Source organism: Rhodococcus sp. DN22, from assembly GCF_036669995.1.
GTDB classification, from domain to species: domain Bacteria; phylum Actinomycetota; class Actinomycetes; order Mycobacteriales; family Mycobacteriaceae; genus Rhodococcus_F; species Rhodococcus_F erythropolis.
This window is the reverse complement of the sequence record NZ_CP133326.1, coordinates 5038337-5050953: the sequence shown is the minus strand read 5'-3', so window position 1 is coordinate 5050953 and position 12617 is coordinate 5038337. Positions and strand designations below refer to the sequence as shown.

11 protein-coding genes and 1 riboswitch are annotated in these 12617 nt (G+C 63.2%); of the genes, 2 read left to right on the top strand and 9 right to left on the bottom strand.

All coding sequences use genetic code 11. The annotated features are described in order from the left end of the window. Positions 1–37: 37 nt before the first annotated feature. The 7 genes from metE to RA302_RS23025 all read right to left on the bottom strand — a co-directional run bounded on the left by metE (position 38) and on the right by RA302_RS23025 (position 7918). A complete protein-coding gene (gene metE, locus RA302_RS23055) occupies positions 38–2302 on the bottom strand; it encodes a 5-methyltetrahydropteroyltriglutamate--homocysteine S-methyltransferase (RefSeq protein ID WP_030535307.1) in 2265 nt (754 codons plus the stop codon). A gap of 157 nt (positions 2303–2459) precedes the next feature. After that, a riboswitch (cobalamin riboswitch) is annotated at positions 2460–2661 on the bottom strand. 105 nt (positions 2662–2766) lie between these two features. Further along, complete coding sequence (locus RA302_RS23050) at positions 2767–3204, bottom strand: helix-turn-helix transcriptional regulator (RefSeq protein ID WP_030535308.1); 438 nt, start codon at positions 3202–3204, stop codon at positions 2767–2769. Between the two features lie 219 nt (positions 3205–3423). Further along, positions 3424–4053: a response regulator transcription factor gene (locus RA302_RS23045; protein WP_003940330.1), complete on the bottom strand. Its 630-nt coding sequence runs from the start codon at positions 4051–4053 to the stop codon at positions 3424–3426. Beyond that, positions 4050–5174 carry a histidine kinase gene (locus RA302_RS23040; protein WP_030535309.1) on the bottom strand — a complete coding sequence of 375 codons (1125 nt, stop codon included), beginning with the start codon at positions 5172–5174 and terminating at the stop codon, positions 4050–4052. Before RA302_RS23040 ends, RA302_RS23045 begins: the two co-directional genes overlap by 4 nt. Further along, positions 5175–5969, bottom strand: coding sequence for an ABC transporter permease (locus RA302_RS23035; protein ID WP_030535310.1), 795 nt, complete (start codon positions 5967–5969; stop codon positions 5175–5177). Then, the gene (locus RA302_RS23030; RefSeq protein ID WP_003940598.1) at positions 5969–6925 is read right to left on the bottom strand and encodes an ABC transporter ATP-binding protein; all 957 of its coding nucleotides are present in this window, start codon (positions 6923–6925) and stop codon (positions 5969–5971) included. Before RA302_RS23030 ends, RA302_RS23035 begins: the two co-directional genes overlap by 1 nt. A 45-nt stretch (positions 6926–6970) precedes the next feature. After that, positions 6971–7918 carry an EamA family transporter gene (locus tag RA302_RS23025; RefSeq protein WP_030535311.1) on the bottom strand — a complete coding sequence of 316 codons (948 nt, stop codon included), beginning with the start codon at positions 7916–7918 and terminating at the stop codon, positions 6971–6973. Positions 7919–7986: 68 nt separating this feature from the next. On the opposite strand from RA302_RS23025, the gene RA302_RS23020 reads away from it, so the two are divergent. Together RA302_RS23020 and RA302_RS23015 are read left to right on the top strand one after the other, a co-directional pair. Continuing rightward, the gene (locus tag RA302_RS23020) at positions 7987–8532 is read left to right on the top strand and encodes a CGNR zinc finger domain-containing protein (RefSeq protein WP_003939872.1); all 546 of its coding nucleotides are present in this window, start codon (positions 7987–7989) and stop codon (positions 8530–8532) included. 113 nt (positions 8533–8645) lie between these two features. Beyond that, on the top strand, positions 8646–9944 hold the full coding sequence (locus RA302_RS23015; RefSeq protein ID WP_030535312.1) for an NtaA/DmoA family FMN-dependent monooxygenase: 1299 nt from the start codon (positions 8646–8648) through the stop codon (positions 9942–9944). On the opposite strand, the gene RA302_RS23010 is transcribed toward RA302_RS23015, so the two are convergent. Continuing rightward, the gene (locus RA302_RS23010; RefSeq protein WP_030535313.1) at positions 9941–10906 is read right to left on the bottom strand and encodes a proline dehydrogenase family protein; all 966 of its coding nucleotides are present in this window, start codon (positions 10904–10906) and stop codon (positions 9941–9943) included. The genes RA302_RS23015 and RA302_RS23010 overlap by 4 nt on opposite strands. Then, complete coding sequence (gene pruA / locus RA302_RS23005) at positions 10906–12567, bottom strand: L-glutamate gamma-semialdehyde dehydrogenase (RefSeq protein ID WP_030535314.1); 1662 nt, start codon at positions 12565–12567, stop codon at positions 10906–10908. Before pruA ends, RA302_RS23010 begins: the two co-directional genes overlap by 1 nt. Between the last annotated feature and the right edge of the window lie 50 nt (positions 12568–12617).

The window sequence follows — 12617 nt, the reverse complement described above, 5'->3', positions numbered from 1 at the left end:
GTGCCCACTACCAAAAAGCCGCACAGGGGCTTTGCCCCTATAGCTCCGCTCGTACCAACTTCGCGGCTTCGACGAGGTTACGCAGTGACGCCTCGACCTCGACGGAACCGCGGGTCTTCAAACCGCAGTCCGGGTTGACCCACAACCGCTCGACAGGAACAGCTTTGAGTGCCTCACGCAGGGATTCGGCAATCTCGTCGACGCTCGGCACCCGCGGCGAGTGGATGTCGTAGACACCCGGCCCGACGCCGAGGTCGAACCCGACCGAACTGAGATCGTCGAGGACCTCCATGTGTGAGCGCGCCGCCTCGATGGACGTGACGTCCGCGTCGAGGCCGGCGATGGCGCCGATCACCGCTCCGAACTCGGAGTAGCACAGGTGCGTGTGGATCGCGGTGGAATCCGCGACGCCCGAGGTAGCCAACCGGAAGGCGCCGACCGACCAGTCCAGGTAGGCACGCTGATCCTCGGCACGCAGTGGGAGTAGTTCTCGTAGAGCCGGTTCGTCAACCTGGATGATTCCGATTCCGGCGGCCTGCAGGTCGACGGTCTCGTCTCGAATGGCCAGTGCGACTTGATTTGCCGAGTCGGCGAGGGGTTGGTCGTCGCGGACGAACGACCAGGCCAGAATGGTGACGGGTCCGGTGAGCATGCCCTTGACCGGCTTGTCGGTCAGGGACTGCGCGTACGTGATCCAGTCGACGGTCATCTGTTTCGGGCGGGAGACGTCGCCGTACAGAATCGGCGGACGCACGCAGCGGGTGCCGTACGACTGGACCCAACCGTTGGCGGTGGCGAAGAATCCGTCCAACTGCTCCGCGAAGTACTGGACCATGTCGTTGCGTTCCGGCTCACCGTGAACAAGAACGTCCAGGTCCAGCTCTTCCTGGAGCGCAACAACTTCGGCAATTTCGGCGCGCATGCGGTTGACGTACTCGGCTTCGTCGATCTCGCCCTTGCGCAGTGCTGCGCGAGCGATGCGGATCTTCGAGGTTTGCGGGTACGAACCGATAGTCGTCGTGGGCAGCGGCGGCAGAGAAAGCAGTTCGTCCTGGGCAGCGCGACGTTCGGCGGCGGGCGCGCGACCGGTCGCCGAGTTCAGCACGGCGGCCAGGCGTCCCCGAACACTCGCATCATTGAGTCTGCGATCGTCCTTGCGGGTCGACGCGGCCGCTCGTGCCAGAGCGAACTCGTCCTCCACCGACTCTCGGCCCTGTGTGAGAGCGGTTGCGAGAGTTACTACTTCCTTGACCTTCTCGGTGCCGAACGCGAGCCACGAGCGCAGGGCCTTGTCGACATCGGCCTCTGCGTCGAGAGTGTACGGAACATGCAGCAGGGAGCACGATGTGGAGACGGCAAGAGTATCCACGCTGCCCAACAGAGCACCCAACGTGCTCAGTGCCGAATCCAGATCCGACCGCCAGATGTTTCGTCCGTCGACCACACCGGCGACGACCAGTTTGCGGGCGAGTTCGGGGACGGAGCCGATCGAATCCTGACCGGCCACCAGGTCGACGGCAAATCCTTCGACGCCGGTGGACGCAAGCGCGGGCAGCGCCTCACGCAGCGAACCGAAGTACGACGCCAACAGGATCGACGGCCGCTCGGACAGCGCTGAAAGCTGTTCGTACGCAGCGCGTGCCGCTTCGATTTCCTCGTCGGTGCGATCGCCCACGAGGGCCGGTTCGTCGAGCTGAACCCAGCTCGCACCGGCCTTCGCGAGCTGACCGAGTAGATCCGCGTAGAGGGGGAGTAGTTCTTCGAGTCGCGAGAGCAGCGGCTCGTCGGTGCCGACAGCCTTCGAGAGCAGCAGGAAGGTGACCGGTCCGATGACGACCGGGCGGGCTGCAATGCCGTCGGAAAGTGCTTCTGCCAGTTCGGACAAGACCTTGGACGGGTCGAGTGCGAACGTGGTGGACGGCGAGATCTCCGGCACCAGGTAGTGGTAGTTGGTGTCGAACCACTTCGTCATTTCGAGCGGCGCGATGGTGTCCGTCCCACGGGCAGCGGCAAAGTAGCGGTCCAACGGATCGGCGACCGACGCGACGCGGTCGGGCAGCGCGCCGAGAAGAACTGCGGTGTCGAGCATCTGGTCGTAGAAGGAGAAGGTATTGACCGGGACGGAGTCGAGGCCCAGGTCACGGAGGTCGGCCAAGCCCTGCCGACGGAGGTCACGGGCGACAGCCTGCAGGGCGTCGGCGTCGATGCGCCCTGCCCAGTAGCTTTCGGTTGCCCGCTTGAGTTCTCGATGAGGACCGATGCGCGGTGAGCCCAGCACGGTCGAAGTGAATGTTGTTGTCACGGAGTTTCTCCAGATTGCCAATGCACTGATGGCCACTGCCGGCAGACGGGTACACCTCACGAGACCCGAGTTTCAGCGGGCAGCACTGCCCGCACCGCACACGAGGTCCGATGGAGATCTACACGCCCATTCCACGAGGCGGTGGACCGTCGGGCACGGCGTGCCCGACACAGTCGGCAGGTCTTCGGACTCGCGGGCACTCGATCGAGTTGGATCGAACCTACTGGCCGTCGCTTCCCAGGCGGATGCCCAGTGCACATGAACGGCGGTCGTTCCTGCTTACCGCTGCGGGACAGTCCCGGATTTTCACCGGGTTCCCTCTCACCCCGACAGCTTGCGCTGACGGAGCTTCGACGCCGGGACCGGTCTTCGGGGCTCCTCATGACCGTGCCGGGCGAACCAGCTGCATCGACCAGCATAAGGCCAACCCTCCCTGAGCAGTCAAGGAGAGTCGGCGAAGGGCGCTATGCGCGTGACATGTAGGAATTCGAGTCCGGTGGTACGCGCGGAAGATTTTCGGAGGAACGTAGATTCTCCGCCATTTCGACAAGCAGATCCTGTGAAGACGGTGAGAGGTCGACGACACGGGAGGTGAGGTTCCGCAGGCGCACGTTGTGCAGCTGTTCGAGGAGGGAGAGGTCTGCCTCGCCACCTGAGATCGCGGGCGGAGTGTGATCGGACGGGGCGTAGAAGTAGTCCGGATGGACGTTGAAGAAGTGGGCGAGGGCGGCAACCACTTCGGGTGACGGATTGGTTCGGACGCCGGTGCGCAGTTGCGACAGGTACGGCGTGGAGATACGGCAGCCGAACTCGGTCATGCCGCGAACGACCATCGCGTTGGTGACGTGAAAGTCGGCAGTCTCGAACAGCGAGTTCAAGCGATCGTTGAACTGGTTCGACATGAGACGTCCCTTCCCCCGCTACGCACAGGCTCCGTCGGTTCAATTAACTGCATCATAGCCAGGTATCGAACGATTAGCTGTTTCGGATTCTCGCGAAGCGGTCGTTTGCAGGGAAAATCCCTAGGGTAGAAGGTCCCTACTTTGAGTGATCTGGACAAATCGCCATCACGAATCGAACGGCGAACTATTTGCCGGGGAAGGCGATTCCAGACGCGCGGATCAGAGCCAGCCGTTCGACTCGGCGATTCTGACGGCTTCCGCGCGCGTCGACGCACCCGTCTTACCCATCGCGGATGACAGATGATTTCGAACTGTCCCGGCAGACAGGAAGAGCGCCCCTGCGATGGCTGCCACGGGTGCGCCGTCGTGAGCGGCGCGCAGTACTTGGGTCTCACGCTCCGTCAGGGGCGACTCGCCGCTGACGAGGCTGTCGGCCGCAAGGGTAGGATCGACGACGCGCAGTCCGGCGTGGACACGCCTGACCGCGTCGGCAAGCTGCCTGGCGGGGGTGTCCTTGACGACGAACCCGCCGGCCCCGGCGTGCAGGGCTTTACGAAGAAATCCGGGACGGCCGAACGTGGTGACGATCAGAACCCGGGTGTCGGGCGCTGCCTCGCGAAGGGCCGCCGTCGCGGCGATTCCGTCCATGCCGGGCATCTCGACGTCCAGAAGCGCGACGTCCGGGCGGTGTTCGAGAACGGCGGACACCACCTCGTCGCCGCGACCGACCTCGGCCACCACGGACAGGTCGGATTCCAGATCGAGCAGCGCGGCCAAAGCTCCTCGCACGAGCGCCTGATCGTCCGCCAAGAGCAGCCGTATGGTTGCTCGATCGCCCTGGCTGTTCACTCTGTCTCCTGTTCGACTACCTGAAGTGCAAACCCCTGCGGCTGGGGATGAGTGATGATCACTCGTGCGCCCGACGCTCCGGCGCGCTCGCGCAATCCGATCAGACCGTTTCCGGAAGACGTCGACTCGGCCCCTCGTCCGTCGTCGACGACCGACGCACTATTCTCGTCGACCGTGATCCGGCAGTGGGTCGCACCGCTGTGTCGAACGACGTTGGTGACGCCCTCACGGATCGTCCATGCAAAGAGTTCCCGAAGACGCGTGGGAACCATGTCGGTGCTGCTCGGCACGTCGTCTTCGATACCTGCCGCACGCAAAGCCTCTCGCGCTCGGGCTATCTCGACGGGTAGCGAAATCCCACGAAATCCTTCGACGGCCGAGCGCACGTCTGCCAACGCGTCACGAGAAAGTCTTTCGAGGTCGTCGAGTTCGTTGCGCGCACGTTCGATATCGACATCGAGTAGGCGATTGGCCAGTTCGGCTTTGATCGTGATGACGGTCAGCGAGTGCCCGAGGATGTCGTGCAGATCGCGCGCCATCCTCGTTCGCTCCTCCATGATTGCCCGCCGCTCCTGCTCTTCGCGTTCATGGAGTATGGCGAAGTTGCGGCTGATCAGGGACATGATTCCCCAGGTCGCGAACGCGGCCGCGCAGACTCCGAGTGAGAGTCCGGAGTAGTTCCCCCATCCGGACGAGAGGCTGACTATCTCCACGGAGGCCGCGAACACCAAGGCGAGAATGCCGCCGGCGACGGTCGGCAACAGTGTCACCGCTGTCACCGCGAGGTACGGTGCTGCTGCCAAACCTGTCGGCCCGACGCTCACGATCATCACGGCGGCCAACGCGGTCAAGGCGGACAGAGCCAGTGCAGCTTCGCGAATCGTCGGCCGAGTCATTGTCATTCGACGCCGCTGCTGCGTTGTGGCGAACGTGTAGAGATAGAGCGCACTGAAGGCGACCGTCGCGAGAATCCCTGTCCAGCCGCGCAGTTCGTCGCGCAGATTCCATCCCTCGATCAGCGGCCCGCCGAGAAATACCATCCAGACCGCCGCGAAGAGAACGCCGAAACGATTCCGCCGCGGGAGCGCGACGGAATCTTCTCGGTCAGTCGTTTGCGACAACTACACACGCTCCGTATCTCGTTGGAACCGCCAGATCGCTCCGCCGGCGAAGATGGCGAACCACACCAGGATATTGACGATCCAGGTCCAGTGAATGCTATTGCCCGTCAACGGTGAGTGGGCGAGGGCGTTGATGCCGAACATCGGGGTGAACTGTGCGATGGTCGCCCATACGGAACCGTCGGTGAGTGGTACGAAGAGTCCGCCGCCGAATGCGAGCAGAGCCAGTCCCGGTCCGAGCAACTGCATGACGTTCTCACTGGGGAGTAGGTACCCCATGAACAGGCCGAAGGCCGCGAAGATCGACGATCCCAGCCAGGCGATCAATGCCGTTGTGAACCAGAGTGATCCGTCCATCTGCGCCGAGGTGAACGCGCCGACGACGTAGACCACGAGAATCGAGACGAGACCGAGCAGCATCGCCATGATCAGTTTGACGGCGATGTAGGCGACCGGGGTCAGGGGAGTCAGCCGAAGTTGTCGGCTCCACCCGGACGCTCGTTCGATCGAGACCATCGCGCCGCCGCTGGTGGTGGCCAGCATCGCGCCGTACAGGGCCATGCTGATCATGATGTACGCGGCGACATTGCCGTGCCCGATCCCGTGGTCGTCGTCGCCTTGACCGAGACCGAAGACGAGGAAGAAGACAACCGGCATGACGAGCGTGAAGATCATCGTGCGCCGGTTGCGAGTCAGGCGACGAAATTCCAGTCGCAGTAGCGTCGTGTTGAATCCGCCGAGAGGTACGACGGTTCGCTCGGCTCCGTAGGTATTCGCTTCGGTTGCAGTGGTCATCACTTCTGTCCTTCGGAGTTGTTCGACGTGAGTGCGATGAATGCGTCTTCGAGGCCACGCGAGACGATTTCGAGATCGCGAGCCTGCGTATTGGTCAACAGGAACCGTGCAACGGCATCGGTGTCGCCCGAGTGCACGAGCAGCGACTCACCGCGCACCTCGACGGCGTCGGAGTTCGGTATGGCTCGCAGGAGTTCGTCGGTGATGCCTGGAACAGTCGCGCGCAGGGTGCGCCCGGACGCCATCGCCTTGACCTCGGCGGTGGTCCCGTCTGCGACCACGGTGCCTTGCCTGACCAGGATGATGCGGTCGGCGTAGACATCGGCCTCTTCGAGGTAGTGCGTCGCAAAAAGCACAGTGCGACCGTGATCTGCGTCGGCGCGGATGGCGGACCAAAAGTCCCGACGCCCTTCGACGTCCATACCGGTGGTGGGCTCGTCGAGAATGAGCAATTGCGGGTTCGACAGCAACGCCATCGCAAATCGCAACCGCTGTTGTTGTCCGCCTGAGCATTTGCTGACCAGGCGATCGGAGATGTCGAGGATTCCGGCTCTCCCCAGCACTTCGTCGACCGGACGGGATTGGGAGTACAGGCTGGCGGTCAGCTGCACCGTCTCGGCAACCGTCAGCTCTTTCAGTAGTCCGCCGGTCTGCATGACTGCCGAGACGAGTCCGCGGGCAATCGCCGATCGAGGTGACATTCCGAAGACGCTCACCTCGCCTGACGTCGGCCGGGACAGGCCGAGGATCATGTCGATGGTTGTCGTCTTGCCTGCGCCGTTCGGGCCGAGGAACGCGACGATCTCGCCGGGGCGGATGCTCAGGTCGATACCTTTGACGGCGTCGACGGTTCCGAAACTCTTGCGAAGTCCGGTCAACCGGACGGCGTCGTGTGCCGATCCTTCAGTGAGTGTGTGCAGTGCCTGTGGTGAATGCCGTGCCTGTGTTGAGGTCATACATAGAATCTGCTCGCTTCGAGGTCGTGATCCCTCGTCCGTCCGTCATTCTTCTGCCATGACATTTGTCATCGGGTCGGCCGGTATCTGTTTCGGTGCAACCTGGCCGAGGCGCGCGAGGACCAACCCCGCGATGATTGCTGCGCCACCTATAGCTTGGAGTGCGGTGACGGATTCCCCGACCAGGATCCACGCGGCGACGACCGCGCACAGCACTTCGGTCAGCGCTACCAGAGACCCGATTGTCGGCCCCAGCAGCGTGATCGCGGCGATGCCGGTGAGATAGGCAATGACAGTGCTGACCAGGACCAGGACCACCACCGGCAGCCACACGTTCACCGAATGGTCTGCCACGACTGCGTTCGAGGCCGAGAACTGGAGGGGGAGGACGCCTACGAGTCCGAGCGCGCCGATGACCACCGCACTGACCGTGAGCCCCGATGCCGCGAGCACAACTGGATGGAGATCACCGTCCGCACGTTCGGAAATGACGAAATAGACTGCAAGGCATGCCGCGGCGGCCAGTCCCCAGGCGACTCCGACGGCACTGATCTCTGCCGATCCGAAGACGTCGATCACCACGGCGGCGCCGATCAAGGCCACCGCCGCACCGAGAAGCGTCTGCACGCTCGGACGCGCGCCCTTGGTTATCCACACCCACCCGATGACGATGATCGGTGCAAGGTACTCGAGAAGCAATGCGACGCCGACCGAAAGATGTTGCACGGCATTGAAGAAGCACAGTTGAACGCCCGAGATCGCGAACACCCCGTACAGCAGTACCGTTCGCGTGTGGGTGCTCACCTGTCGTAGGCGAGGCCATTGGGTGGCTACGGCGATCACCATCATCACCAGTGCGCCGCCGGCAACGCGCGCGAACACTGCGCCGCCGGGGGACCACCCTGATTCGATGAGAGATTTCGCGAACGGGCCCGATACGCCGAACGTTGCCGCGGACAGCAGAGCGAAGATCAAGCCGTTGCGAGAGTTCACGTCGTCACCCGTCAGGAGTAAAAGCGATTACGATGCTGACATTAGGTTGATACGGCTCAGGAGTCAAAGTGCATTTTGCTGGTGACACGGAATCGGCGCTCGTCTTCGCCGCGTCGTTGGTCAACACGGCCCGCGGCGGGGCCGAACTGCTTCCGGATCAAGAGGAGCTGACACGGTTTCTCGACGCGGATCGCTGGACCGGCAGGCGGGACGGCACACCGGAGGAATTGACGGCGGTTCGTGCGCTGCGTCCACGACTGCGAAAGTTCTGGGAAGCCGCGGGAGTGGACGACGCCGTCGAGGTGGTGAACACACTGCTACTCGAATCGGGCGCGAGGCCGCGGCTCACCAGGCACGACGACCTCGGCTGGCACCTGCACGTCACCGCTGACGATTCGCCACTGGTGGACCGGATGGCCGCAGAAGCGGCGATGGGTGTGCTCGATCTGATCCGAACCGACGAATTCTCGAGGTTGCGATGGTGCGAGGCCCCGGACTGCGAAGCGGTCTTCGTGGATTTGTCGCGCAATCGTTCGAAGCGATACTGCGACACCGGGAACTGTGGGAACAGGGCGCACGTCGCCGCCTATCGTGCCCGTAAATCCGGGGCGTGACCAAGCGGCGTTCGGAGGGATAGAACCAGGCTGAGTGAATACCTTGTCGGGAGCCAGGATCGGTCTAGCGTTGTGAATTCGGAACAGATTTCGCGAAGCCAGGAGGATGGTCGGTGGCCGGTCGTAGGCGTCCACTCAAGACGGTGACCGGTGTCAGCGGGGCGGTGAGTATCTACGACGCCGCGATCGATCCGACGACTTCGACGGTCGCGTCCGCGATCGACGTCGCAAAGACGGCCGAGGCGAACAAGATCGACGGACTGTTTGCCGCCGACCTGCTGAGTTTTGGTGCGCAGGGCGCGATCGGTGCGCAGGAGCCGTTGATCTTCCTTGCCGCGCTGAGTGCGGTCACCACCCATGTGGGGCTCATCGCCACCGTCACGACGACGTTTCATCACCCATTCAACCTGGCACGGTTGTTCGGCACCCTGGACCACGTCAGCAATGGTCGAGCCGCATGGAATGCCGTCACTTCCTCACTCGGAGAAGAGAACTACAGCGACCTGGACCTGCCGAGTCCGGAGGAGCGGTACGCCCGAGCGGCCGAATCGCTCGAGGTGGTCAACGCGCTCTTCGACAGCTGGAAGCCCGGCGCCTTGATCCGGGGAGAGGGCTCTGCGGTGCTGGATCCGTCGAGGGTGGTCCCCATCGAGCACCGAGGCAAGTACTTCACCGTGCAGGGGCCGTTGAACATTCCATCCCTGCCGCAGCGTCGTCCGGTCCAATTCCAGGCAGGCCAATCTGCCGGAGGTATCGAACTGGGTGCTCGCTTCGCCGAGGTCGTATTCACTTCTCTCGCAACCTTCGAGGACGCGGTCACCTACACGAAGACGATCCGCGCCAGGGCGGCAGAGTTGGGGCGTGGGGACGAACTGCCACTGATTTTCAGCTCGTTCCACGCAACGTACGGCGATACCGAAGCCGAAGTCGAACGATTGGTCAGAGAAGCCGAGGAATCGACGGACTTCGACGCCGGACGCACCAGGCTTGCCGATATGTTCGGCGGCGGCGTGGATTTCTCGGAATTGCCGCTGGATCGGCCGATCCCGGAGTCGTTGTTGCCGGACCCGTCGTCGGTGAATCGACGGCGGGGCCGGGTCGAGATCTTCGGCAAGCTCGCATCACAAGGAAAGACTCTGCGTGAGTTGATCATCGCGTCCAAGGACACCGGCCACTGGGCAGCGGCGGGCACCCCGGAACAGCTCGCGGACGCGATCGAGGAACGATACGACGCGGGCGTACTCGACGTCATCACGCTCGGTGACCTTGCGGATCCGCGTACACGCGATTTCGTCACGAACGGGCTGCTGCCGGAGCTGCGCAAGCGCGGAATCGTGGGATCCGACTACGTCGGCGATACCTTTCGCGAGAACCTCGAGTTGCCACCGCTGCCACCGGTTTCCGGTGTCTAGTTGTTGGAAGCGAGTGAGCGCATGAAGAACATGAGGTTGGCCGGTCTTTCCGCGAGGCGACGCATGAAGTAGCCGTACCACTGGCTGCCGTAGGGAACGTAGACCCGCAGGTGATTGCCTTCGGCTACCAATCTGCGTTGTTCGCCGTCGCGGATGCCGAAGAGCATCTGGAACTCGAAATCCGCGGCTGTCCGCTCGGTCAGTGTGGCGAGTCCGAGGGCGGCGTCGATCATGGTGGGATCGTGGGAGGCCACCATCGGGTATCCGTCACCTTCCATCAAGACCTTCAGGCAACGCACGTACGACGCGTCGACTTCGGCGGCCTTTTGGAACGCGACGCCGGCCGGTTCCTTGTATGCACCCTTGCACAGCCGAATTCGTGAACCTGATCCGGAGAAGTGCCGGCAGTCGGCCTCGGTGCGGTGTAGGTACGCCTGCAGGACCGTGCCGAGCGTCGGGAAGTCGCGGCGCAACTCTTCGACGATGGACAGTGTCGAGTCGGTGGTGGTGTGATCCTCCGCATCGACGGTGACCCACGCGCCCACTTCGTCTGCCGCTGTGACGATTCGGTGAGCGTTCGCCAGGGCGATCTTCTCGCCGTCACCGGGAAGTGACTGCCCCAACGCGGAGAGCTTGAGCGAAACCTCCAGGGAGTGTTGCGTCCCGGCAATCTCGGAAAGCGTTGCGTACGAGCGGAGAAGGGAGAGATAGGCGTCGACGGTAGCTGTTGCCTGAGCCGGATCGGTGGTGTCCTCGCCGAGGTAGTCGACCGTCACGAACCGGCCACTGGTGAGGATGTTGCGCACCGCTGACATCGCTGCGGGTTCCGCGTCCCCGGCGACGAACCTGTCTACAAGCTTGCGGGTCAAGGTCATCCCGGAGACTGTCTTCTCCAGTCGCGACGAGCGTGCCGCCGCGAGGAGTACCGGGCGCAGTGGGTTGCTCAGCGAGACGGCACTCATCAACGGTTCTCGCTCTCGGCTGGATCGACGTCCTGGTGGGGGTAACGATGATCGGTGGGAGGAACGAAGGTTTCCTTGACGGTGCGTGTCGACGCCCAACGGAGCAGATTCTGCGGCGAACCGGCCTTGTCGTTGGTACCGGAAGCCCGCGCACCTCCGAAGGGTTGTTGTCCGACTACCGCTCCCGTCGGCTTGTCGTTGACGTAGAAGTTTCCGGCGGCGAACCGCAGACCATGATGAGCTTGATCGACGGCCGCACGGTCGGTGGCGATCACGGCGCCGGTCAGGGCGTAAGCGGATCCGCTGTCGACGCGCGCGAGGATGTCGGCGTAGGCATTCGGTGCGGAGTCGTCGTAGACGTGAAGCGAAAGGATGGGACCGAAGTACTCGGTGCTGAAGGCTTCGTCGCTCGGGTCGTCACCGAGTAGGACCGTCGGTGAGATGAAGAATCCTTCACGGTCGTCGTAGTCGCCGCCTGCTGCGATGGTGAGGCTGCTGGTCGACTTGGCGCGGACGATCGCGGCGGCGTTTCGGTCGAACGAACGTTGGTCGATGACGGCGCCGCCGAAGTTCGTCAGGTCGGTGACGTCTCCGTACTTCAGCGTCGACACAGTGTCGATGAACGTGTCGCCCATCTTGGCCCACACCGACTTCGGGATGAACGCCCGTGATGCGGCCGAACATTTCTGGCCCTGGTAGTCGAAGGCCCCGCGAATCAATGCCGTCGTGAGTACGTCCGGGTCAGCGGAACTGTGTGCGAGTACAAAATCCTTGCCGCCGGTTTCGCCGACGAGACGCGGATACGTCCGGTAGTTCGAGATGTTGGCTCCGACCTCACGCCACAAACGCTGGAACGTTGCGGTGGATCCGGTGAAGTGGATACCCGCCAGTCGGGGGTCGGCAAGCGCGACCTCGGACACCAAGGGGCCGTCGCCGAGAACAAGATTGATCACTCCGGGCGGGAGGCCGGCAGCTTCGAGTAGTTGCATTGTCAGGTACGCCGCGACGGCCTGCGTCGGTGACGGCTTCCAGATCACGGTGTTGCCCATCAGGGCCGGTGCTGTGGGGAGATTTCCGGCGATGGCGGTGAAATTGAAGGGAGTGATCGCGTAGACGAAACCTTCGAGTGGACGATATTCGACGCGATTCCACACTCCCGGAGCGGAAACGGGTTGGTCGGCGAGTATCTGACGTGCGAACGCGACGTTGAAACGCCAGAAGTCGATCAGTTCGCAGGGCGCGTCGATCTCGGCCTGGTATGCGGTCTTCGACTGGCCGAGCATTGTTGCGGCGGCGATGGTTTCGCGCCACGGGCCGGAAAGTAGATCGGCGGCGCGGAGGAAGACCGCAGCGCGGTCGTCGAACGAGAGGTCGCGCCAGGCCGGGGCGGCGAGTGTAGCGGCGTCGATGGCATCACGAACATCCGAGTGCGTTGCGCCCGCATACGATCCGAGCACCGAACTGTGACGGTGTGGTTGAACAACGCTCTCTCGCTTACCTTCCGCAGTTCGGTGGATGCCGCCGATGACCTGCCTGATGTCGGTCGGCGATTCGGCCAGTTCGGTCAGTTTCGTACGGAGGCGCGATCGTTCCGGGCTTCCCGGCGCGTAATTGTTCACCGGTTCGTTGGCTGGGTGGGGGACATTGGTAACGGCGTCCATGACGATCCTTCGGCAGACTCAGGAGTGGGCAGTTGTCGTGTCGTGAACCA

Excerpts from the sequence above, each read along its gene's own strand:
- RA302_RS23030 (WP_003940598.1), bottom strand. The coding sequence starts at position 6,925 with ATGACCTCAACACAGGCACGGCATTCACCACAGGCACTGCACACACTC.
- pruA (WP_030535314.1), bottom strand. The coding sequence starts at position 12,567 with ATGGACGCCGTTACCAATGTCCCCCACCCAGCCAACGAACCGGTGAAC.
- RA302_RS23035 (WP_030535310.1), bottom strand. The coding sequence starts at position 5,969 with ATGACCACTGCAACCGAAGCGAATACCTACGGAGCCGAGCGAACCGTC.
- RA302_RS23050 (WP_030535308.1), bottom strand. The coding sequence starts at position 3,204 with ATGTCGAACCAGTTCAACGATCGCTTGAACTCGCTGTTCGAGACTGCC.
- RA302_RS23010 (WP_030535313.1), bottom strand. The coding sequence starts at position 10,906 with ATGAGTGCCGTCTCGCTGAGCAACCCACTGCGCCCGGTACTCCTCGCG.